The sequence below is a fragment of the Streptomyces sp. AM 2-1-1 genome (assembly GCF_029167645.1).
GTDB lineage: Bacteria > Actinomycetota > Actinomycetes > Streptomycetales > Streptomycetaceae > Streptomyces.
In genome coordinates, this window is sequence record NZ_CP119147.1 from 3,086,474 (window position 1) to 3,109,767 (window position 23,294).

General features: G+C 69.3%; 17 protein-coding genes and 3 rRNA genes. 4 read left to right on the forward strand and 16 right to left on the reverse strand.

The window, feature by feature from the left end:
- Positions 1 to 33 precede the first annotated feature (33 nt).
- From PZB77_RS13140 to PZB77_RS13150, 3 genes are all read left to right on the forward strand, one after another.
- Positions 34 to 978 carry an HAD-IB family hydrolase gene (locus PZB77_RS13140; RefSeq protein ID WP_275492784.1) on the forward strand — a complete coding sequence of 315 codons (945 nt, stop codon included), beginning with the start codon at positions 34 to 36 and terminating at the stop codon, positions 976 to 978.
- 608 nt (positions 979 to 1,586) lie between these two features.
- Entirely contained in the window at positions 1,587 to 2,369 is a 783-nt protein-coding gene (locus tag PZB77_RS13145) for an ECF subfamily RNA polymerase sigma factor, BldN family (protein ID WP_275492785.1), read from the forward strand.
- 274 nt (positions 2,370 to 2,643) lie between these two features.
- On the forward strand, positions 2,644 to 3,867 hold the full coding sequence (locus tag PZB77_RS13150; RefSeq protein ID WP_275492786.1) for a DUF5667 domain-containing protein: 1,224 nt from the start codon (positions 2,644 to 2,646) through the stop codon (positions 3,865 to 3,867).
- Between the two features lie 67 nt (positions 3,868 to 3,934).
- On the opposite strand, the gene PZB77_RS13155 is transcribed toward PZB77_RS13150, so the two are convergent.
- The 16 genes from PZB77_RS13155 to PZB77_RS13230 all read right to left on the reverse strand — a co-directional run bounded on the left by PZB77_RS13155 (position 3,935) and on the right by PZB77_RS13230 (position 20,869).
- Positions 3,935 to 5,032: a lysophospholipid acyltransferase family protein gene (locus PZB77_RS13155; protein WP_275492787.1), complete on the reverse strand. Its 1,098-nt coding sequence runs from the start codon at positions 5,030 to 5,032 to the stop codon at positions 3,935 to 3,937.
- Between the two features lie 15 nt (positions 5,033 to 5,047).
- On the reverse strand, positions 5,048 to 6,151 hold the full coding sequence (locus PZB77_RS13160) for an NAD-dependent epimerase/dehydratase family protein (protein WP_275496044.1): 1,104 nt from the start codon (positions 6,149 to 6,151) through the stop codon (positions 5,048 to 5,050).
- Between the two features lie 241 nt (positions 6,152 to 6,392).
- Positions 6,393 to 6,491, reverse strand: coding sequence for an AURKAIP1/COX24 domain-containing protein (locus PZB77_RS13165; RefSeq protein WP_003948845.1), 99 nt, complete (start codon positions 6,489 to 6,491; stop codon positions 6,393 to 6,395).
- Between the two features lie 110 nt (positions 6,492 to 6,601).
- Complete coding sequence (locus PZB77_RS13170) at positions 6,602 to 6,814, reverse strand: helix-turn-helix domain-containing protein (RefSeq protein WP_014046653.1); 213 nt, start codon at positions 6,812 to 6,814, stop codon at positions 6,602 to 6,604.
- A 128-nt stretch (positions 6,815 to 6,942) separates the two neighbouring features.
- Entirely contained in the window at positions 6,943 to 7,758 is an 816-nt protein-coding gene (locus tag PZB77_RS13175; RefSeq protein ID WP_275492788.1) for a phosphatase, read from the reverse strand.
- A gap of 137 nt (positions 7,759 to 7,895) precedes the next feature.
- Positions 7,896 to 9,068: an acetoin utilization protein AcuC gene (locus PZB77_RS13180; RefSeq protein WP_275492789.1), complete on the reverse strand. Its 1,173-nt coding sequence runs from the start codon at positions 9,066 to 9,068 to the stop codon at positions 7,896 to 7,898.
- Positions 9,037 to 10,242 carry an MFS transporter gene (locus PZB77_RS13185; protein ID WP_275492790.1) on the reverse strand — a complete coding sequence of 402 codons (1,206 nt, stop codon included), beginning with the start codon at positions 10,240 to 10,242 and terminating at the stop codon, positions 9,037 to 9,039. The genes PZB77_RS13180 and PZB77_RS13185 overlap by 32 nt, the downstream gene beginning before the upstream one ends.
- A 41-nt stretch (positions 10,243 to 10,283) precedes the next feature.
- Positions 10,284 to 10,928: an HAD family hydrolase gene (locus tag PZB77_RS13190; protein WP_275492791.1), complete on the reverse strand. Its 645-nt coding sequence runs from the start codon at positions 10,926 to 10,928 to the stop codon at positions 10,284 to 10,286.
- A 71-nt stretch (positions 10,929 to 10,999) separates the two neighbouring features.
- Positions 11,000 to 11,116: ribosomal RNA gene (gene rrf / locus PZB77_RS13195) — 5S ribosomal RNA — on the reverse strand.
- 74 nt (positions 11,117 to 11,190) lie between these two features.
- A 23S ribosomal RNA gene (locus PZB77_RS13200) occupies positions 11,191 to 14,316 on the reverse strand.
- Positions 14,317 to 14,613: 297 nt separating this feature from the next.
- Positions 14,614 to 16,139, reverse strand: a 16S ribosomal RNA gene (locus tag PZB77_RS13205).
- The 16S, 23S and 5S rRNA genes sit together here, the layout of an rRNA operon.
- 872 nt (positions 16,140 to 17,011) lie before the next feature.
- The gene (gene proC, locus PZB77_RS13210; RefSeq protein WP_275492792.1) at positions 17,012 to 17,821 is read right to left on the reverse strand and encodes a pyrroline-5-carboxylate reductase; all 810 of its coding nucleotides are present in this window, start codon (positions 17,819 to 17,821) and stop codon (positions 17,012 to 17,014) included.
- 97 nt (positions 17,822 to 17,918) lie between these two features.
- Positions 17,919 to 18,710, reverse strand: coding sequence for an ABC transporter permease (locus PZB77_RS13215; protein ID WP_275492793.1), 792 nt, complete (start codon positions 18,708 to 18,710; stop codon positions 17,919 to 17,921).
- A complete protein-coding gene (locus PZB77_RS13220; protein WP_275492794.1) occupies positions 18,707 to 19,528 on the reverse strand; it encodes an ABC transporter ATP-binding protein in 822 nt (273 codons plus the stop codon). Before PZB77_RS13220 ends, PZB77_RS13215 begins: the two co-directional genes overlap by 4 nt.
- Before the next feature lie 296 nt (positions 19,529 to 19,824).
- Positions 19,825 to 20,331, reverse strand: a complete 507-nt coding sequence (locus PZB77_RS13225) for a hypothetical protein (protein ID WP_275496045.1) — start codon at positions 20,329 to 20,331, stop codon at positions 19,825 to 19,827.
- A 121-nt stretch (positions 20,332 to 20,452) separates the two neighbouring features.
- Positions 20,453 to 20,869 carry an SH3 domain-containing protein gene (locus PZB77_RS13230; RefSeq protein WP_275492795.1) on the reverse strand — a complete coding sequence of 139 codons (417 nt, stop codon included), beginning with the start codon at positions 20,867 to 20,869 and terminating at the stop codon, positions 20,453 to 20,455.
- A 124-nt stretch (positions 20,870 to 20,993) separates the two neighbouring features.
- Between PZB77_RS13230 and PZB77_RS13235 the strand changes: the two genes are divergently transcribed.
- On the forward strand, positions 20,994 to 23,255 hold the full coding sequence (locus PZB77_RS13235) for a PQQ-binding-like beta-propeller repeat protein (RefSeq protein ID WP_275496046.1): 2,262 nt from the start codon (positions 20,994 to 20,996) through the stop codon (positions 23,253 to 23,255).
- Positions 23,256 to 23,294: the final 39 nt, after the last annotated feature.

Below are 23,294 nucleotides of genomic sequence, written 5' to 3' on the forward strand. Positions count from 1 at the left end.
GGAAGCGGCCGACGAAATGGTTATGCTCGCCGCATGGCCTCTCTTGGATGGCTCACACCCCGCGGGCGCTCCGCCACGGCACGGAGCGTGCTGGCGGGCGAGGCGGCGGCCGAGGCCGCCCGCAAAGCGTCGCTGGACGGCGACACCGCGATCACCGCGGAGCCGGACGCCGGTGCGCCCGGGGAGCCGGTCTTCCCGGTCTCCGGCGACCACCGCGCCGCCGCCTTCTTCGACCTCGACAACACCGTGATGCAGGGCGCCGCGCTCTTCCACTTCGGCCGGGGCCTCTACAAACGGAAGTTCTTCCAGCGCCGGGAGCTGGCGCGGTTCGCCTGGCAGCAGGCGTGGTTCCGGCTGGCCGGCGTGGAAGACCCGGAACACATGCAGGACGCCCGCGACAGCGCCCTCTCGATCGTCAAGGGCCACCGCGTCTCCGAGCTGACCTCCATCGGCGAGGAGATCTACGACGAGTACATGGCGGACCGCATCTGGCCGGGCACCCGCGCGCTCGCCCAGGCGCACCTGGACGCCGGGCAGAAGGTCTGGCTGGTCACCGCCGCTCCGGTGGAGACCGCCACGATCATCGCCCGCCGGCTCGGCCTCACCGGCGCGCTCGGCACGGTCGCCGAGTCCGTCGACGGCGTCTACACCGGCCGCCTCGTCGGCGAACCGCTGCACGGCCCCGCCAAGGCCGAGGCGGTACGCGCGCTGGCCGCGGCCGAGGGCCTGGACCTCGGGCGCTGTGCCGCGTACAGCGACTCGCACAACGACATCCCGATGCTCTCGCTGGTCGGCCACCCGTACGCGATCAACCCGGACGCCAAGCTCCGCAAGCACGCGCGCACCCACGACTGGCGGCTGCGGGACTACCGCACCGGCCGCAAGGCCGCCCAGGTCGCGCTGCCGGCCGCCGCCGGGGTCGGCGCGCTGGCCGGCGGCACCGTCGCCGCGGTCGCCCTGCACCGCCGCCGCCGCTGACCCACCGGCGTTCTCGCCTCCGGGCACCGCGTCCCGTCCCCGCCCGCGCCCACCGGCCGTTCGCCCCCTCGAACGGCGGTGCGCGCGGGCGTTCGCGCACCCGCACCTCCGTGCGCACCCGCGTGCCCGCGCCCCCGGGACACCTGTCCGGATCAGGCCCCCTCTCCGAACACTCCCGGCGCGCGCCGTTGCGCGCCGTGCACTCCCCCTCGGCGCTCCGTGACGTCGCCGGGACGTCGCCGGGACGCGCCCGGCACCGCGCGGGCGCCCGGACCTCGCACCGGCCCGCGGGGGAGACCGGGCGAGCCCTCCCCCACTCCCCTCCGTCACCCCGTCCCGGCGGGCCCCGGAGGTCCGTGGGCGAGCACAACCCGTAATGAGCTGAGACAGATCGCGAAGCATTCCGATCAATAAGCGGTCACCATCTGCGACTCGAATAGTCACGGAGCGATACGGGAATTGGCGCAACCGGTGATTTTAGCAACTCGGTGTAGCGCTGCCTGTACGAAGCGTTATTCTCCTCAAACGCATGATGGAGCCCGCCACCCCCGACAAAAGGTGACGGATTTCGAACTGCTCGTGATGGAAGCTCTGCCTCTGGGAGTCCCGTGTACCCACACGTCGGGGTTGACGCCTCGGGCCTGGCTACGCTGCGTGCAACGGTCCTCGACCGCTTGCGCGGCTTCGTCCCCACCGCGTACGCCGCACCCGCGCTCGCCACCCCTGCACCCGCACCTGCCGGCCCTTGCTATGCCCTGGCGGAACGCGGTGCGGTGGTCGGAAGACGCAGCAACCGCGCCGCCCCGGCCTCGTCCACCGTCCGCCGCCCCACCGCCGACAGCGACAGCGCGCGCATGATGGACCTCGTCGAGCGCGCACAGGCCGGCGAGGCCGACGCCTTCGGCCGCCTCTACGACCAGTACAGCGACACCGTGTACCGGTACATCTACTACCGCGTGGGCGGCAAGGCCACGGCGGAGGACCTCACCAGCGAGACCTTCCTCCGCGCGCTGCGCCGCATCTCGACCTTCACCTGGCAGGGCCGTGACTTCGGTGCCTGGCTGGTCACCATCGCGCGCAACCTCGTCGCCGACCACTTCAAGTCCAGCCGATTCCGGCTGGAAGTGACCACCGGCGAGATGCTCGACGCCAACGAGGTCGAGCGCTCCCCCGAGGACTCCGTGCTGGAGTCGCTCTCCAACGCCGCGCTGCTGCAGGCCGTGCGGCGGCTCAACCCGCAGCAGCAGGAGTGCGTCACGCTCCGGTTCCTGCAAGGGCTCTCGGTGGCCGAGACCGCCCGCGTGATGGGCAAGAACGAGGGTGCGATCAAGACCCTCCAGTACCGGGCCGTCCGCACCCTCGCCCGTCTCCTGCCGGACGACGCCCGCTGAGCCGGCCCGCCGCCGGCGGCCGCCCGTGCCGGCTCCGGCGGGGCGCCCCCGCGCCGCGCGTTCCGGCTGCCCGCGTGTCGCGTTCATGACGCACTGGTCCGATCATCTTTCGTCCGTAACCCAACTGCCGCGCCGCTCGTTGTGCCGGATGCAGGCCCCCTGTAGCTACACCTCGACCGGCGTCACTCACTCCATCGAGTGGCACCGATCGCGGGTGTACAACCTTCCGGACCCTCAGGGGAGTCGACCGTCATGACGAGAGGAGGTGCCGCCAGTGATCGCAAACGTTTCGGCACACCGGCGGGCGAACGCCTTCGCCCAGGCCCTGGAGGAGCAGACGCCCCAGGGTGCGGCGGCCGGACAGCCCGAGGAGACGGCCGGCCCGGCCGCCCCCGGACCGCTGCTGGCCCTGGCGAACGGCCTCGGTGAACTGCCGGCGCCGCAGTTCGATCCCGAAGTCAAAGTGGTGCAGCGGGCACAGCTCGTCGCCGCCATGGAAGCGATGTTCGCCGAGGGCGGTGCGTCCACGGGTCCCGCCGTGCCCGAGCAACGCCCCAGGGGAGCCCACCGGGCCTCCCCGCTCCGCAAGCTCCGCCCCCGCTCCCGGTGGGCGAAAGGGCTCACGGCCGGCGGGCTCACCGTCGGCGTGGCGGCGGGCGCGTTCGGCGGAGTGGCCGCCGCCAGCTCCAACGCGCTCCCCGGCGACTCGCTGTACGGCCTCAAGCGGGGCATGGAGGACATCCAGCGCTCCATGGCCGACAGCGACACCGACCGGGGCGAGGCCTTTCTCGACCAGGCCTCCACCCGGCTCAGCGAGGCGCGCCGCCTGATGGAGCGCGGCCGTTCCGGTCCGCTCGACCACGAGTCCCTGGGCGAGATCCGGCGCGCTCTCAGCGGTATGTCGCACGACGCCGCCGAGGGTCACCGGCTGCTCCACGCCGCGTACGAGAGCGAGGGCACCCTGGGTCCCATCCAGACCCTGGACTCGTTCACGCGCTCGCACCGGGACAGCTGGAGCAGTCTGCGCGACCGGCTGCCCGTCCAGCTCGCCGACGTCGGGGAGAAGGTGAGCTCGGTACTGGCGGCCATGGACGAAGAGGTCGCCCCGCTGGAGTCGCTGCTGCCCCGCACCCCGGACCGGAGCGGTGCGGGGTCGGAGCGGTCCGGGGTTCCGCAGGACGAGAGTGGCTCCCCGCGGACCACCCCCTCCGCGGCCGCCTCGTCGGCACCCTCCGCGGCGCCCCCGGCCGAGGACGCCTCACCCGCGCCCTCCGGTTCGTCGGCGTCGCCGGAGGCTCCGGACGGGCTCCTCACGGGCGGCACGGACGGGCTGCTGGACGGGCTGCCGACGGACGACCGCGCCGCCCCGTCGGACTCGGGCGGCGCGGAGGAAGCCGGTGGCTCCGACGGTTCGACCACGCCGGACGTCACCCTGCCGCCCCTGCTGCCCGGTCTCCTCCCCGGCCTGGGCATCAGTGCGGAGGACGAGGGCGAGTAACCGCCCTCGTCACCTCACGGGGCGGGCACCGGTCCGAAACCGGGCGCCCGCCCCGTGACGCATGCCCTCAGAAGAAGACCGAGCGGCGCTCCACCAGCAGGGTGTAGAGCGTGTGCTGGATCTGTTCGCGTACCTGGTCGGTCAGGTTGAACATCAGCATCGGGTCCTCCGCCGCCTCCGGCGCATAGCCGTCGGTGGGGATGGGCTCGCCGAACTGGATGGTCCACTTCGTCGGCAGCGGCACCATCCCGAGCGGCCCGAGCCACGGGAAGGTCGGCGTGACGGGGAAGTACGGGAAGCCGAGCACCCGGGCGACCGTCTTGGCGTTGCCGAGCATGGGGTAGATCTCCTCCGCGCCCACGATCGAGCACGGCACGATCGGCACCCCGGCCCGCAGCGCGGTCGAGACGAAGCCGCCGCGGCCGAAGCGCTGGAGCTTGTACCGGTCGCCGAAGGGTTTCCCGAGCCCCTTGAAGCCCTCGGGCATCACCCCGACGATCTCGCCGAGTTCGAGCAGCCGCTGCGCGTCCTCCGCGCAGGCCAGGGTGTGGCCGGCCTTCCGGGCCAGCTCGTTGACGACGGGCAGCCGGAAGACGAGGTCGGCGGCGAGCAGCCGCAGGTGGCGTTCGGCGGGGTGGTGGTCGTGCACGGCGACCTGGAGCATCAGCCCGTCCAGCGGCAGCGTGCCGGAGTGGTTGGAGACGACGAGCGCCCCGCCGTCCGCCGGGATGTTCTCGACGCCCTTCACCTCCACCCGGAAGTACTTCTCCGCGAGGGGCCGCAGCAGCGACATGAGGACCTGGTCGGTCAGCTCCTCGTCGTAGCCGAACTCGTCCACCTCGTAGTCGCCGGTGACGCGCCGCCGCAGGAAGGCCAGACCGCCCGCGAGCCGCCGCTCCCAGTCACCGCGCCCGGCGTCCCCCGGTGGGTTCGGGGCCTCGTGCGGCTCCTGCGCCCCCTGGGGCGGTTCCGTACCGCCGTACCCCTGTCCGGGCACCTGGGCCCCCGGCAGGGCGCTCACGGGTGCCGTGGTGCCCTCGGCCCGCCCGGAGGCCGGACCGGTGTGCGGGCCGGTGCCGGTCCGGCGGCGGGCGGCACGGGATCCGCCCCCGCCCGAGGACCGGGACCGGTCGTCGTCGAAGGGAATGACCTTGGCGTCCGCCATCGTCGATGCGCTCCTCTACCTGGCGCCGTGCGTCGTCTGGGTCGTCGCCGGGACCGCCGCCGGCACCACCGTGCGGGTGCGGCGTGCCGGGCCGACGAGCGGCAGGGCCGCGAGGCGGTCGACCGCGCGGCCGGCCGTCCCCGGCGGCAGCAGCCCGGGGCCGCGGCTCCGGGCGTACTCCGCGAAGGTCTCCGCCGTGGTGAACTTCGGGCGGAAACCGAGCGTCTCGTACATCTGGGTCGTGGAGACCACTCTGCCGTGGGTGAGCAGCCGGATCTGCTCCGGCGAGAAGTCCGTCATGCCGACCGCGCGGAGTGCCGACCCGACCCAGGTGACGGCGGGCAGCAGCACCGGGACCGTCGGCCGGCCGAGGCGCCGCGCGCACTGCGAGAGCAGCAGCACCCCGTCGCCGGCGATGTTGAAGGTCCCGCTGTTGAGGGTGGACCGCCGCGGTTCGCCCGCCGCGATCCCCAGCACGTCGACGACGTCGTCCTCGTGGACGAACTGGAGCCGGGGGTCGTACCCGAGGACCGTCGGCAGTACCGGCAGCGCGAGGTAGTCCGCCAGCGGCGAATCCGGCATCGGTCCGAGGATGTTGGCGAACCGCAGCACGCAGACCGCGACGTCCGGGCGGCGCCGGGCGAAGCCGCGCACGTACCCCTCGACCTCCACCGCGTCCTTGGCGAAGCCGCCGCTCGCGACCGACTTCGGCGCGGTCGTCTCGGTGAAGACGGCCGGGTCGCGCGGGGCGGAGCCGTAGACGCTGGTGCTGGACTTCACCACCAGGCGCTGGAGGGTCGGCGACTTCTGGCAGGCGCCGAGGAGCTGCATGGTGCCGATGACGTTGGTTTCCTTGATGGCCGTCCGGCCGGTCGCGCCGAGCGCCTTGCCGGAGACGTTCAGGTGGACCACCGTGTCCACGCCGTGTTCGGCGAGCACCCGCCCGATGGCGGGCTGCCGGATGTCCGCGCGGACGAACTCCGCGTCGCCGAGCCCGTGCTCGGGCTCCGTCGCGTCGACGGCGATCACCCGGTCGACGCCGGGCTCCCGCTGGACGCGCCGCACGAAGCGGCCTCCCAGCTGCCGGGCGGCTCCTGTGACGAGCACGACCTTCCCCAAGATCAGCGCCTTCCGTCGGTCCACGGGTCGGGACGCCTCGCGGAAGAGGCGGTCCCCTGCGGGTCACCGTAGCGGGTGGACGTTTCCCCGCGGCTCCCCCATGACGGGGTTCGGCGAACTCGTCGTGCCCCGGCAGGGAGCGGCGCCCCTTCGGCACCGCTCTCCCGGGCAGCCGCCGGAAAACACCGCAGCCCCTCCGCCAGGACGGCGGAGGGGCTGCGGATTCACGAACTGCGTTCGCTTACTTCTTGTTGCGACGCTGAACGCGCGTGCGCTTGAGCAGCTTGCGGTGCTTCTTCTTGGCCATCCGCTTGCGCCGCTTCTTGATAACAGAGCCCACGACTACCCTCGCTCACTTCTCTTCACTGGTGCGGGGCGTCTGGGCCCACACGACCTACGTCGGCCTAGCCTACCCGTCACTTGGTGAGGGACGTAATCCGAGGGAAAACGTCAGGCGGACTCGACCCCCACAAAGGATTCGCGGAGGTACTCGTGAACCGCTTGCTCCGGCACCCGGAACGACCTGCCCACCCGGATCGCCGGCAGATGACCGCTGTGCACCAAGCGGTACACGGTCATCTTCGACACTCTCATGACCGAGGCGACTTCCGCCACGGTCAGAAACTTGACCTCGTTCAGAGGTCTCTCGCTGCCAGCAGCCATGACCCACCTGTACCTTCCGCAGGCGACGCGCACCGGCTTCCCCTCCGGTGACTCTTCGTCGTTGTGCGCTCACTGCCCAGATTAGGGGCGGGTGATGCGAGTGGGGAAGAGGTGAGGCGATCGGGCGCCTACGGTGACAGACGCGCCCGATTGAGCACATAGCGCGTCAGCGGGAGGTAGTGCTCCGCCGCGACGGCGTCGTCCACGGGTACGGCGACCGAGAGGCAGCCTTCCGCCTCCGCCACGAAGAGCGCCGGGTCGTTCACATCGGCCGGCCCCATCGCCTCGATACCCATCTGACCTGCGCCGCAGGCCCATCCGTGATCGCCGATCACCAGCCGGGGCAGCCCGTCGGCGCTCTCCGCCGCGCTCTCCAGCGCCGCCCGGACGGGGAGCGGTGAGTGGGAGTGCGCCCCCTGTCCACCACCCTCCGCCCGTGCGCCGGGGTCCCGCACGAACGCGACACCGCCTACGTAATCAAGCTGGTGCGGACGTACGCCGAATCGAGTCGGTATGTCGACACGACGGCCCCGCCCGGGGGTGAGGACCGTACAGCCGGCCGCCGACAGGGCGTCCGCCAGCCCGGCGTAGAAGCCGAGGAGCCGCTCCGGGTGCCCGGTGCCGAACAGGACGGGCGCGCGTCGCGCCGCCGCCCCGGCGAGCCGGCCGGCGAACGCGTCCAGCCGCGCCAGGGTCCGCTCCGGGTCGATCGCGTCGGCCCCCGTCACCTGCCGGGGATCGCCCGAGACCCCGCACCGCTCGGCCATCAGCCGCAGCAGCTCCCGCTCGCCCCAGACCCCTTCGGGACGGACGCCCAGGGTCACCCGGGGATCCCCGGCGGCGAAGAGGCGGTAGCTGCGCAGACTGTTCTCGCGCGAGGTGGCGACGGGCCCCGCGAGCCGGGCCGCCAGCAGGTGGGCGCGCAGCGCCCCGGTGCTCAACACCCGTGCCATGCTTCCGCACCGGGGACCCGCGGGTGCCACAACCCCTCCACCGACGCCCCGTTGGCGTAACACGGATTGCGAAAACCCTGTGCCCGACGTCCCCACAGCCCGTCAGCGGCGTTGTGCACGACGGCGTTTCAGGCCAGCAGCCCCCGCAGGGGGTACGCGGAGCGGCGCGTCGCCAGCACCGCCTGGTCCAGCCGGTCCACCGGGTCGTAACCGGACTCCCAGGGCTGCCAGCGGGGGGTCCGCCCGTCCGTCATCCGCTGGGGTGCCGCCCGGCCGGTGAGTGCGTACACCTCGTCCCGCCAGGACGCCGGGACCACCGTCTCCGGGTCCACCGGCCGGTGCGCGGCGATCCCCACGAGGTGGGTCCAGGAGCGCGGCACCACGTCGACGACCGCGTATCCGCCGCCGCCCAGCGCCACCCACCGGCCGTCCTGCGCGTACGCGTGCGCGAGGTCGTGGCAGGCCTCCATGACGGCCCGCTGGGCGTCGAGCGAGACCGCCAGATGGGCGAGGGGATCCTCGGCGTGGGTGTCCGCCCCGTGCTGGCTCACGAGCACCTGTGGCCGGAACTCGGCGATCAGCTCCGGCACCACGGCGTGGAAGGCCCGCAGCCACCCCGCGTCGCCCGTCCCGGCCGGCAGGGCCACGTTGACCGCCCCTCCCTCGCCGGCCGGCCCGCCGGTCTCCTCGGGGAAACCGGTGTGCGGGAAGAGCGTGCGCGGGTGCTCGTGCAGCGACACCGTCAGCACGCGGGGGTCGTCCCAGAACGCGGCCTGGACGCCGTCGCCGTGGTGGACGTCGACGTCCACGTAGGCGACGCGCTCGGCACCGAGCTCCAGCAGCCGGGCGATGGCGAGCGCCGGGTCGTTGTAGACGCAGAAACCGGCGGCGGCCCCGGGCATGGCGTGGTGCAGCCCGCCGGTGAAGTTCACCGCGTGCGCGCTCTCGCCCCGCCACACCGCCTCGGCCGCTCCCACGGAGAGCCCGGCGATGAGCGCGGAGACCTCGTGCATCCCGGCGAAGGCGGGGTCGTCCAGGGTGCCGAGGCCGTACGCGGGGTCGGCACCGCGGGGATCGGCCGAGGCGGCCCGTACCGCCGCCACGTAGTCCGCCCGGTGCACGAGCCGCAGCGTGGACTCCCCGGCCGCCTTCGCCGACGTCACGTCCACGGCCGTGTCCAGCCCGAACGCCCGTACCAGCCCCATCGTCAGGGCGAGCCGGACCGGATCCATCGGGTGGCTCTCCCCGAAGTCGTATCCCTCTACTGCGTCATCCCACATCAACTGTGCGCGGCCGCTCATGCCCGCCACCGTATCGGGCACCGTCCCCGGCGAACGACCGGGCGTACACGAGCGTCACCAGCACCAGGACCATCGGCACCAGCATCGCCCCGCGGTAGCTCCACGCGTCGCCGAGCGCCCCCACGAGCGGCGAACCGACGAGGAAACCGACGTAGTTGAAGACGTTCAGCCGGGCGACCGCGACATCGCTGGCGCCGGGGAACATCCGCCCCGCCGCCGCGAAGGTCTGCGGCACGATCACGCAGAGCCCGAATCCGAGCAGGGTGAAACCGGCCATCCCGGTCCAGGGATCGGGCGCCACCGCCACCACCCCGAACCCGGCGGCCGCCAGCACCGAGCCGAACCGCACCACGGCCTGCGCCCCGACCCGCCGCACCCCGTAGTCCCCCACGGCCCGCCCCAGCAGCGTCGTCACCATGTAGACGTTGTACGGGACCGTCGACAGCTGCTCGGAACTGCCCAGCACGTCCTGGAGGTACTTGGCGCTCCAGTTGGAGACCGTGGAGTCACCGATGTACGCGAAGCACATGACCAGGCAGAGCGGCAGCAGCAACCGGAACGGCACCGACGGGGAGGCCGCCCCGCCGTTCCCGGCGGGGGCGAGCTCCTGTGCCGTGCCCTCCGCGTACCACCGGCTCCCGATCAGTGCGGCCGGCGGCAGGACGACGACCGCCGGGAGGTAGGAGACGAGGAGGGAGAGGTCCCAGTGCGCCCCGGCCCAGGAGAGCGAGGCCCCGAGGATCCCGCCGAGGCTGAACGCGGCGTGGAAGCCGAGCATGATGCTGCGGCCGTACGCCCGTTGGAGGCTGACGCCCATCATGTTCATGGAGGCGTCGAGCGCCCCCACCGAGAGCCCGAAGAGAGCGAGCGCGACGGCCGCGTGCCACACCGCGTCGCCCGCCCCGACCGCGAGCAGGGCCAGCATGACGAGCGGCTGCGCCACCCGCAGGACGGTCCCGGGCCGCACCCGCGCGACCACCTTCTCGGTGAGCACGCTGCCGACCCCGGCGAGGATCGGCACGGCGGCGAGGAAGACGGGCAGCAGCCCGTCGGATATCCCGTACTGGTCCTGGATGGCGGGGATACGCGTCACCAGCAGTGCGAAGGTCACCCCTTGCACGAAGAAGCTGAACGCCAACGAACCCCTGCCGTGCCGCAACCGCGCTTCTGTCATGGCGGGAGCGTAGAGCCGGGAGCTACCCAGGGGTAGATGGATCAGGCGAGCAATGTGGGCAGCTGCGCCATGTCGGAGAAGTGCCCGGTCACTCCGGTGAGCCGGTCCGCCGGCATCATCGAGGTGAAGCCGTAGACGTCCATCCCCGCTGCCCGGGCCGCTTCGACGCCGAGCGGGCTGTCCTCGACGACGACGCACCGCTCGGGGGCGACGCCCATCGAGCGCGCCGCGTGGAGGAACAGGTCCGGCGCCGGCTTCCCGCGGCCGACGTCCTCCGCGCTGAAGATCCACTCCTCCTCGAACCACTGGTCGAGCCCCGTCTTCCTCAGGCTGACGCGGATCCGCTCGTGACTGCTGGAGGAGGCAACGCAGTAGGCGACTCCGTCCGCGACCAGTTCGCCCAGCACGTCTTCGACTCCGGGGACGACGACGAGCTCTTCCTGGAAGGCCGCGAACAGCCTGGCGTTGAGCGTCGTCTCGAAGTCGTCGGGCAGCTTCCCGCCCGTACGCTCCAGGACCAGGTCGTGCACCCGGTGCACGGCGGACCCCATGTAGTCGCGGAGGGATTCCTCGTACGAGGTGGGGTGACCGAGCTCGGTGAGGTACGCGGCGAGGATCGTGTTGGAGATCGGCTCACTGTCGACGAGCACGCCGTCGTTGTCGAAGATGACCAGTTCGTAGCGCATGGTTCGAGCCTAGACGCTCAGAACGCAGAAAACCCCCGTGCCACAAGGCACGGGGGTCTCCCGGAAAAATTGTTCGGCGGCGTCCTACTCTCCCACAGGGTCCCCCCTGCAGTACCATCGGCGCTGAAAGGCTTAGCTTCCGGGTTCGGAATGTAACCGGGCGTTTCCCTAACGCAATGACCACCGAAACACTATGAAATCAACCAACCGGAAAAACACAGCGGATTGTTATTTCAGAACAACACAGTGGACGCGAGCAACTGAGGACAAGCCCTCGGCCTATTAGTACCAGTCAGCTCCACCCGTTACCGGGCTTCCACATCTGGCCTATCAACCCAGTCGTCTACTGGGAGCCTTAACCCCTCAAAGGGGGTGGGAATACTCATCTCGAAGCAGGCTTCCCGCTTAGATGCTTTCAGCGGTTATCCTTTCCGAACGTAGCCAACCAGCCATGCCCTTGGCAGGACAACTGGCACACCAGAGGTTCGTCCGTCCCGGTCCTCTCGTACTAGGGACAGCCCTTCTCAATATTCCTACGCGCACAGCGGATAGGGACCGAACTGTCTCACGACGTTCTAAACCCAGCTCGCGTACCGCTTTAATGGGCGAACAGCCCAACCCTTGGGACCGACTCCAGCCCCAGGATGCGACGAGCCGACATCGAGGTGCCAAACCATCCCGTCGATATGGACTCTTGGGGAAGATCAGCCTGTTATCCCCGGGGTACCTTTTATCCGTTGAGCGACAGCGCTTCCACAAGCCACTGCCGGATCACTAGTCCCGACTTTCGTCCCTGCTCGACCCGTCGGTCTCACAGTCAAGCTCCCTTGTGCACTTACACTCAACACCTGATTACCAACCAGGCTGAGGGAACCTTTGGGCGCCTCCGTTACTCTTTAGGAGGCAACCGCCCCAGTTAAACTACCCATCAGACACTGTCCCTGATCCGGATCACGGACCGAGGTTAGACATCCAGCACGACCAGAGTGGTATTTCAACGGCGACTCCACAACCACTGGCGTGGCCGCTTCAAAGTCTCCCACCTATCCTACACAAGCCGAACCGAACACCAATATCAAACTGTAGTAAAGGTCCCGGGGTCTTTCCGTCCTGCTGCGCGAAACGAGCATCTTTACTCGTAGTGCAATTTCACCGGGCCTATGGTTGAGACAGTCGAGAAGTCGTTACGCCATTCGTGCAGGTCGGAACTTACCCGACAAGGAATTTCGCTACCTTAGGATGGTTATAGTTACCACCGCCGTTTACTGGCGCTTAAGTTCTCAGCTTCGCCGACCCGAAAGTCAGCTAACCGGTCCCCTTAACGTTCCAGCACCGGGCAGGCGTCAGTCCGTATACATCGCCTTACGGCTTCGCACGGACCTGTGTTTTTAGTAAACAGTCGCTTCTCGCTGGTCTCTGCGGCCACCCCCAGCTCATGGAGTAAATCCAATCACCAGTGATGGCCCCCCTTCTCCCGAAGTTACGGGGGCATTTTGCCGAGTTCCTTAACCATAGTTCACCCGAACGCCTCGGTATTCTCTACCTGACCACCTGAGTCGGTTTAGGGTACGGGCCGCCATGAAACTCGCTAGAGGCTTTTCTCGACAGCATAGGATCATCCACTTCGCCACAATCGGCTCGGCATCAGGTCTCAGCCTTAATGTGTGACGGATTTGCCTACCACACGGCCTACACCCTTACCCCGGGACAACCACCGCCCGGGCTGGACTACCTTCCTGCGTCACCCCATCGCTTACCTACTACAAGTCTGGTTCATCGGCTCCACCACTACCCTCAACTCCGAAGAGATCGGGCCGGCTTCACGGACTTAGCATCGCCTGATTCAGTACTGGGCGTTTCAAAGCGGGTACCGGAATATCAACCGGTTGTCCATCGACTACGCCTGTCGGCCTCGCCTTAGGTCCCGACTTACCCTGGGCAGATCAGCTTGACCCAGGAACCCTTAGTCAATCGGCGCACACGTTTCTCACGTGTGTATCGCTACTCATGCCTGCATTCTCACTCGTGAACCGTCCACAACTCGCTTCCGCGGCTGCTTCACCCGGCACACGACGCTCCCCTACCCATCCACACAGGCGTTGGCCCTATATGTGTGAATGACACGACTTCGGCGGTACGCTTGAGCCCCGCTACATTGTCGGCGCGGAATCACTTGACCAGTGAGCTATTACGCACTCTTTCAAGGGTGGCTGCTTCTAAGCCAACCTCCTGGTTGTCTCTGCGACTCCACATCCTTTCCCACTTAGCGTACGCTTAGGGGCCTTAGTCGATGCTCTGGGCTGTTTCCCTCTCGACCATGGAGCTTATCCCCCACAGTCTCACTGCCGCGCTCTCACTTACCGGCATTCGGAGTTTGGCTAAGGTCAGTAACCCGTTGGGGCCCATCGCCTATCCAGTGCTCTACCTCCGGCAAGAAACACACGACGCTGCACCTAAATGCATTTCGGGGAGAACCAGCTATCACGGAGTTTGATTGGCCTTTCACCCCTAACCACAGGTCATCCCCCAGGTTTTCAACCCTGGTGGGTTCGGTCCTCCACGAAGTCTTACCTCCGCTTCAACCTGCCCATGGCTAGATCACTCCGCTTCGGGTCTAGAGCGTGCAACTCAATCGCCCTGTTCGGACTCGCTTTCGCTACGGCTTCCCCACACGGGTTAACCTCGCTACACACCGCTAACTCGCAGGCTCATTCTTCAAAAGGCACGCAGTCACGACTGCATGTGCAAGCACATACAGCGACGCTCCCACGGCTTGTAGGCACACGGTTTCAGGTACTATTTCACTCCGCTCCCGCGGTACTTTTCACCATTCCCTCACGGTACTATCCGCTATCGGTCACCAGGGAATATTTAGGCTTAGCGGGTGGTCCCGCCAGATTCACACGGGATTTCTCGGGCCCCGTGCTACTTGGGTGTCTCTCAAACGAGCCGTTGATGTTTCAGCTACGGGGGTCTTACCCTCTACGCCGGACCTTTCGCATGTCCTTCGCCTACATCAACGGTTTCTGACTCGTCTCACAGTCGGCAGACTATGAAAGAGAGATCCCACAACCCCGCATGCGCAACCCCTGCCGGGTATCACACACATACGGTTTGGCCTGTTCCAGTTTCGCTCGCCACTACTCCCGGAATCACGGTTGTTTTCTCTTCCTGAGGGTACTGAGATGTTTCACTTCCCCTCGTTCCCTCCACACTGCCTATGTGTTCAGCAGTGGGTGACAGCCCATGACGACTGCCGGGTTTCCCCATTCGGAAACCCCCGGATCAAAGCTAGGTTGACAGCTCCCCGGGGACTATCGTGGCCTCCCACGTCCTTCATCGGTTCCTGGTGCCAAGGCATCCACCGTGCGCCCTTAAAAACTTGGCCACAGATGCTCGCGTCCACTGTGCAGTTCTCAAACAACAACCAGCCACCCGTCACACATCACTACGTGATGCTTCACCGGGACCGGACTGAAGGCAGCCTTTCGGCCGTACCCTCAGATACCCAACAACGTGCCCGACACGATCGATCCATCATTACTTTCCACGCCGAAGCAGTACTCGCAACAACCAACCAACCGTGCCGAATAGTCAACGTTCCACCCATGAGCAACCAGCACCGAACATTCGCCGGTGTACTGGCCTCTGACCCAGCCGAAACCGGGTAAGAAATGCTCCTTAGAAAGGAGGTGATCCAGCCGCACCTTCCGGTACGGCTACCTTGTTACGACTTCGTCCCAATCGCCAGTCCCACCTTCGACAGCTCCCTCCCACAAGGGGTTGGGCCACCGGCTTCGGGTGTTACCGACTTTCGTGACGTGACGGGCGGTGTGTACAAGGCCCGGGAACGTATTCACCGCAGCAATGCTGATCTGCGATTACTAGCAACTCCGACTTCATGGGGTCGAGTTGCAGACCCCAATCCGAACTGAGACCGGCTTTTTGAGATTCGCTCCGCCTCGCGGCATCGCAGCTCATTGTACCGGCCATTGTAGCACGTGTGCAGCCCAAGACATAAGGGGCATGATGACTTGACGTCGTCCCCACCTTCCTCCGAGTTGACCCCGGCAGTCTCCTGTGAGTCCCCATCACCCCGAAGGGCATGCTGGCAACACAGAACAAGGGTTGCGCTCGTTGCGGGACTTAACCCAACATCTCACGACACGAGCTGACGACAGCCATGCACCACCTGTATACCGACCACAAGGGGGGCACCATCTCTGATGCTTTCCGGTATATGTCAAGCCTTGGTAAGGTTCTTCGCGTTGCGTCGAATTAAGCCACATGCTCCGCTGCTTGTGCGGGCCCCCGTCAATTCCTTTGAGTTTTAGCCTTGCGGCCGTACTCCCCAGGCGGGGAACTTAATGCGTTAGCTGCGGCACCGACGACGTGGAATGTCGCCAACACCTAGTTCCCAACGTTTACGGCGTGGACTACCAGGGTATCTAATCCTGTTCGCTCCCCACGCTTTCGCTCCTCAGCGTCAGTAATGGCCCAGAGATCCGCCTTCGCCACCGGTGTTCCTCCTGATATCTGCGCATTTCACCGCTACACCAGGAATTCCGATCTCCCCTACCACACTCTAGCTAGCCCGTATCGAATGCAGACCCGGGGTTAAGCCCCGGGCTTTCACATCCGACGTGACAAGCCGCCTACGAGCTCTTTACGCCCAATAATTCCGGACAACGCTTGCGCCCTACGTATTACCGCGGCTGCTGGCACGTAGTTAGCCGGCGCTTCTTCTGCAGGTACCGTCACTTTCGCTTCTTCCCTGCTGAAAGAGGTTTACAACCCGAAGGCCGTCATCCCTCACGCGGCGTCGCTGCATCAGGCTTTCGCCCATTGTGCAATATTCCCCACTGCTGCCTCCCGTAGGAGTCTGGGCCGTGTCTCAGTCCCAGTGTGGCCGGTCGCCCTCTCAGGCCGGCTACCCGTCGTCGCCTTGGTAGGCCATTACCCCACCAACAAGCTGATAGGCCGCGGGCTCATCCTTCACCGCCGGAGCTTTTAACCCCGTCCCATGCGGGACAGAGTGTTATCCGGTATTAGACCCCGTTTCCAGGGCTTGTCCCAGAGTGAAGGGCAGATTGCCCACGTGTTACTCACCCGTTCGCCACTAATCCACCCCGAAAGGCTTCATCGTTCGACTTGCATGTGTTAAGCACGCCGCCAGCGTTCGTCCTGAGCCAGGATCAAACTCTCCGTGAATGTTTTCCCGTAATCGGGATCACAACACGAGAGCGGAACGACCAGGTCGGAATATGACCGGTCGTTCACAGCGTCCTCGCTGTTGTTGCCCACCGGACCGTTAAGTGCCGGCAGGACTTTTCAAAGGAACCACCAACCTGCCGAAGCAGGCCGGGGTATCAACATATCTGGCGTTGACTTTTGGCACGCTGTTGAGTTCTCAAGGAACGGACGCTTCCTTCGGTCCCGTTTCACCGGGGCCCTCCGGGCGCTTCCCTTCGTTCTTGCGTTTCCGACTCTATCAGACGCTTTCGTGTCTGTTTCCCGGTCGAAGCGGGAGGAACATTCTCGCTTTCCAGTTCTTCGCTTTCGCGTTTCCCTTTCCGGCGAGTCCGACTCTATCAGAACGTTTCCGGCCTGATTCCCAGTCAGTGGGGCTTGTCCTCGGGGCCGTTCGGCCCTTCCGACGAGTGAGACATTAGCGGATTGCCGGCCCCCGATGCCAATCGGGGCTGTTCTCTCGAACGCGCGATCCTCATTTCACACAACCACGCGGAAAGGCGCCCGACCGAGAGTCGGGGCCTCGTTGTGTGGTGGTGCGGAATGGCTGTCCGGGGACCGACCGGGGTCGGCGCTCACGTCGGACAACTCGGAGCACAATACGGAGCGGGCAGCTACGTGTCAACCCCGGGCCGGAGGCGGCGTCAACGCCTGATCGGGGGCTGTCGGACGGTCTGTCGGACGGCCGTACCGGATGGCCGCACCCACCGGTCCCCGCGTCCGGCCGTCCCGCGTCGTTCCGCGTCCCCCGTGCGGCACGACGGGGCCCGGCCTCCCGCTTGCCGCCGTACGGATCAGGCAACCGGATCAGGCGACCGGATCCGCCGTACGGGTCAGCCCTGGCCGGAGGCCAGCTCGCGGCTGCGGTCGCGGGCCGCTTCGAGGGCGGCGATCAGGGCGGCCCGCACGCCGTGCTTCTCCAGCTCGCGGATGGCGCTGATGGTGGTGCCGGCCGGGCTGGTGACGGCCTCGCGGAGCTTGACCGGGTGTTCGCCACTGTCGCGGAGCATCACCGCGGCGCCGATGGCCGCCTGCACGATCAGGTCGTGGGCCTGGGCCCGCGGCAGGCCCAGGAGGATGCCGGCGTCGGTCATCGCCTCGACCAGGAAGTAGAAGTACGCCGGGCCCGAGCCGGAGAGCGCGGTCGCCGCGTCCTGCTGGGACTCGGGGACGCGGAGTGTCTTGCCGACCCCCCCGAAGATCTCCTCGGTGGTGACGAGGTGGTCGCCGGTCGCGTGGCTGCCGGCCGAGAGGACGGACATCCCCTCGTCGACGAGGACGGGGGTGTTCGGCATGACGCGGACCACCGGGGTGCCGGACGGCAGCCGGTCCTCGATGAACGCCGTGGTGATGCCGGCGGCGGCGCTGATGACGAGGCGGTCGGCGGTGAGGTGGGGGGCGAGCTCGTCCAGCAGAGCTCCCATGTCCTGCGGCTTCACCGCGAGGATGAGGATGTCCGCGCTCTTGGCCGCCTCGGCGTTGCCGACCGGCTCGACTCCGTAACGGCTGCGCAGTTCCTCGGCGCGCTCGGCCCGGCGGCTGGTGACCAGCAGGTCCGCCGGGCGCCAGCCGGCTCGGATCATCCCGCTGAGGAGCGCCTCGCCGATCTTGCCGGTACCGAGGACTGCGACTGTCTGGGTCATGCGGTTCACCCTCCGGGCTGTGCTCACGGTTCTCGGCACGCGGTGTGCTCCGGGTTTCGTCCCGTGCTCGTCGCCGTCATCCTCGCACCGGCCCCGTTCAGGCGGTGCGGCGGCGGAGGGTGGCCGCACCGAGGCCGAGGACGAGCAGGGCGCTGCCGCCGACGACGGCGAGGTCCCGGACGAAGTCGCCGGTGGCCTCGGGGTGGTGGAGCACCTGGTTCATGCCGTCGACGGCGTACGACATGGGGAGGACGTTCGACAGGGCCTCCAGGACCGGGTGCATCTGGTCGCGGGGAGCGAAGAGTCCGCAGAGCAGGAGCTGCGGGAAGATCACGGCCGGCATGAACTGGACGGCCTGGAACTCGGAGGCGGCGAACGCCGAGACGAAGAGGCCGAGTGCCGTGCCGAGCAGCGCGTCGAGCAGCGCCACCAGCAGGAGCAGCCAGGGCGATCCGACGACGTCGAGGCCGAGGAGCCAGACGGAGACGGCCGTGGCCAGCAGGGACTGGACCAGGGCGACGGCGCCGAAGGCGAGGGCGTAGCCGGTGATCAGGTCGCCCTTGCCGAGTGGCTGGGCGAGGAGGCGCTCCAGGGTGCCAGAGGTCCGTTCGCGCAGGGTGGCGATCGAGGTCACCAGGAACATCGTGATGAGCGGGAAGATGCCGAGCAGCGAGGCACCGACGGAGTCGAAGGTCTGCGGGCTGCCGTCGAAGACGTGGCGGAGCAGGGTGATCAGGACGACGGGGATCACCAGCAGCAGGGCGATGGTGCGGGGGTCGTGCCGGAGTTGGCGCAGCACCCGGCCGGCTGTGGCGACCGTGCGCGCCGGGGTGAGGGGCTTGGCGGGCGACGGGGCGGGGGTGGCGGCGGGAAGGGTGTCGCTGCTCATCGCGGGGTCTCCTCGAAGGGCGGTTCGGGCCGGGCTTCGTCGACGAGGCGGAGGAAGGCTTCCTCCACGGTGGTGCTCGCGGTGCGGGTGCGCAGTTCCTCGGGGGTGCCGGTGGCGAGGAGGGCGCCTTCGCGCATGAGGAGCAGCCGGTGGCAGCGCTCGGCCTCGTCCATGACGTGGGAGGAGACCAGGATCGTGGTCCCCCGGTCGGCGGCGAGGGTGTGGAAGAGGTTCCACAGGTCGCGGCGGAGGACGGGGTCGAGGCCGACGGTCGGCTCGTCCAGGACGAGGAGTTCGGGCTCCCCGAGCAGGGCGACGGCGAGCGAGACGCGGCTGCGCTGGCCGCCGGAGAGGCGGCCGGCCAGGACCTCGGCGTGGGAGGCGAGGTCGACGTCCTCGATGGCGCGGGCGACGGCGGCGCGGCGGGTACCCCGGTGGGCGCGGCCGGGGAGGAGGACGGCGGCGAAGTAGTCCAGGTTCTGCCGGACGGTCAGGTCGGTGTACACGGAGGGAGCCTGGGTGACGTAGCCGACCCGTGAGCGGAGGCCTGGGTGGCCGGCGGGGGTACCGAGGACGTCGAGGACACCGGTGACCTGGGCCTGGGTGCCGACGAGGGCGCGCATCAGGGTGCTCTTGCCGCAGCCGGAGGGGCCGAGCAGACCGGTGATCCTGCCGGGTTCGACGGTGAAGCCGAGGTCGCGCAGGACGGTGCGGTCGCCCCGTACGACGGTGAGGCCCGCGGCCCGTACGGCGGCGGGCGGCGGGCCGGGATGCGGTGGTGCGGGGGCCGCTCCGGTGGTGCGCTCCATATTCATCATGTGATGAATATGGAGCGTCGCGGATCCCGCGTCAAGACGTGCGGAAGCCCGGGGTCCCTGGGGATCCCGGGCTTCGACCGTGCGGCCGGAGGGCGTCGTACGCGGGGGCGGTGGGCGTCGTACGCGGGGGCGGTGGGCGTCGTGCGCGGGGGCGGTGGGCGTCGTGCGCGGGGGCGGTGGGCGTCGTGCGCGGGGGCGGTGGGCGTCGTGCGCGGGGGCGGTGGGCGTCGTACGCGGGGGCGGTGGGCGTGCGGCGTGCCACGCGAGCGGGGGGTGCCCGCGCGCGGGCGGGCGTCCTACGGGCGCTTACGGGTCTTGCGCACGGCCGGGTTCCCGGTGCGGGTCGTGCGGCGCTTGGCGTACCGGGCGAGGGCGGTCTCGTACTCGGTGCGCAGCACGCCCTCGCCGGGCGCTTCGCGGAGCGAGCGGACGAAGTAGGCGAGCAGGGAGCCGATGAAGCCGATCGTCTTGAGGCCCCGCAGGCTGTCCTCGCGCCCCGGGTCCGCGGGACGGCTCCGGAAGCCCTCCCAGGTCTTGCGGTACGCGACGGCGCTGCAGACGGCGAACATCAGCACGACCAGGATGTTCAGGGAGTTGCCGGTCCCGGCGATCTCCAGGCCGTCGAAGGCGAAGCGCAGGACGACGCAGGAGGCGACGGCGGCGGCCAGTGATCCGGCGGCGACGCCGACGCGCCGCAGCGCGTACCGGCCGTCGTGGTCGACCCAGGTCGTGCCGAAGAAGCGGAGCGGCTCGGGCTGCGGACCGGGGGCGGTCGCGCCGTGCGGGCCCGTACCGGTGGGCAGCGGCCCGGGGGCCGGGGGTCCGGCGGGCGGGGCTGCGGTGGTGTCGCTGTTCTCGCTCACGCCGTCGATTATTCCGCGCGGTCCGGCCGGTGGGCCGACCCACCGGCCGCCGGTGGGTCGCTCAGGCGCAGCGGGTGGCGACGTACCCGTCGCTGCCGGTGTGCACGTACGCGTCCGAGACGAACTCGCCGTTCGCGATGCAGTCCCAGAGGTTCGAGGAGCCGTACGGGCCGGTGACCCGCTCGCCGGCCTTCTGGCAGTAGATCGGCACGATCGCGCCGTAGGGCATCAGCCGGATGACGCCGTACGAGGTGCCCGGTCCGTTGCGGACATAGACGCGGTACCCCGGTGCGACCGGGTAGCGGCCGACCTCGTAGGTGGCGCCGAGCGTCGCGGCGCCGACCGGCTCGACGCTCAGGGTGGCGGCGGTCGCCGGCACGACCGGTGCCGGGCCGGCCTCCACGACGACCGGCTCCGCCGGCGCGGCGCCGACGTCCGTGGGCGCGGGTGCTTGGACGGTGTTCTCTTCTACGGCCATGAGGCCCTCCCCCGGGTCGGATCGGTACAGGTGACGCGCAGGCTAACAACCCTTGCGCGGCAAGGGTGAAGCATCGAATAAGCTCCGTGCGTCGCGCTTGCGGTCGAACACACGGGGGTGGGTGATGGCACCGCTGCGGGAAGCCGGTCCGGGTCCGGAAGCGGAACATCCCGAGTACGCCGGCCGGTACCGCCTGGAGGCGCGCCTCGGCGAGGGCGGCATGGGCGTGGTCCACCTCGCCACGTCCGCGTCGGGCCTTCCGCTGGCGATCAAGATCGTGCACCGGCAGTACGCCGCCAACCCCGAGTTCCGGGCGCGTTTCCGGCAGGAGGTGGGGGCCGCCCGGCGGGTCAGCGGAGCCTTCACCGCGCCCGTCGTGGACGCCGATCCGGACGCCCCGCTGCCCTGGATGGCGACGCTGTACGTCCCCGGGCCGACGCTCGCCGCCCAGGTGAAGCGGAACGGCCCGATGAACCCGGCACAGCTGCGGCGGCTCACGGCCGGGCTCGCCGAGGCGCTGCGGGACATCCATCGGGCGGGGGTCATCCACCGCGATCTGAAGCCGAGCAACGTGCTGCTGCCGGACACCGGGCCGAAGGTCATCGACTTCGGGATCTCCCGCCCGTACGACAGCGAGCTGCGCACCGAGACCGGGAAGCTGATCGGTTCGCCGCCCTACATGGCGCCCGAGCAGTTCCAGCGGCCGCGGGAGGTCGGGCCGGCCGCCGACGTGTTCGCGCTCGGCGCGGTGCTGGTCCACGCGGCGACCGGGCGGGGACCGTTCGACTCGGACAGCCCGTACCTGGTGGCGTACCAGGTGGTGCACGACGAGGCCGACCTGACCGGGGTGCCGGCCGACCTCACCGCGCTCGTCGGCCAGTGCCTGGCGAAGGACCCCGCGCTGCGGCCGACGCCCGACGAGATCATGGCGGCGCTGCTGCCCCCGTCGTACGACGCGGCGGCCTTCGTCCCCGCGCCACGGCGGCCGGCCCCGGCGGAACCCGCGGAAGACGGCCCGGCGCCGCTCCCGCACGCCACCGCCCCGGAGCGCGACACGCCGGAGGCGGGTGCACCTTCCGGTGAGCCGCTCTCCGGGCCCCGGTCCGCCGGTGCGCCTCCCGGCACCGAGTCGACGCACGTACGGGACGCGCCCTCGGCGCCCCGGCGGTTCCGGTCGCGGCGCGCCGGGTGGGTGGCGGCCTGCGCGGCGCTGCTGACCCTCGCGACCGGGGGCGCGGTCTACGCGGTGGTGGGTTCGGGTGCCGCGACCGGCCCGGTGACGGAGGCGGGCGGCGGTGCCCCCGGCGCGGCGGCCTTCGCCCCGTGGCGGACCGCCCTGGCGGGGGCCGCCGGCTCGACCCCGTACTGCTTCACGGCCCCCGCCTCCGCGGGCGGCGACGCGGCGCTCTACTGCTCCGCGTCCGGTTACGGCACCGCCCGCATCGACCCCGCCGACGGGCACCTCCTCTGGACGCACCGGGACTCCTCGCGGAAGGCGCAGGCCCAGGCGCCGGGGAGCGGTCCGGTCGTGGTGGCCGAGCCGGGCGTGGCCCTGCGGGCGTACGGCGCCCGGGACGGCGAGCGGGTCTGGTCGATCGGCGCGCCCACCTCCTTCGGCGTCCCCCGGAGCGCCGGGGAGACGCTGCTCCGGGTCGGTGGCGACGGCACGGTCGAGGGCATCGACACCGCGACCGGGTCGCTCCGCTGGAGCCACCGCTTCACCGGGCACGCGCTGCCGTCCCTCGGCATCCACGATCCGGCGTCCGGCCTCTCCTATCTCTACGAGGGCGCGGCGGACGGGTCCACCACCCTGGTGACGGCGCTCGACGCGGAGAGCGGCGGCGTCCGGTGGCGACGGCGGCTCGACGGGGCGCTGACGCCCGTCGGCGCCTCGGACGGATCGCTGGTGCTGAAGGCGGCGGGGGCGAGCGCGCTGACGGACGCCCTGGTGCGGTACGACCCCGGGACGCGGACGGCGGAGCGGATCGCACTGCCGTTCCGCATGGGCGAACCGAACGTGGTCGTCGACGGCGACACCGCGTACCTGCTGGCCCCCGGCGGCACCCTGGTGGCCCTCGCCATCCGCCCTCCGGCCGGCGGCGGGAGCGCCGAGCGGTGGCGGCTGGAGACCGCGGTGGGGCTGACCTCGTCCCCCGTACTGGCGTCGGGCGACCGCCTGTACTTCTCGGCGGCGGACGGCCGGCTGCTCGCGGTGGACACCCGGCGGGGCACGCTGCTCGGGCAGACGGCCCCCCGGCTGCGGGAGGGGAAGCTCGAACTGGCCTCCTGGCTGCCCGCACCCGCCCCGTCCGGCCGGTGGGTCGTCGGGACGGCACCGGACGGGTCCGTCTTCGCGGTGGACGGCCGCGATCCGGCCGCCTGGTGAGAACGGCCGGCCCCGGCGGGGGCGGTGGACGCAAGGCCG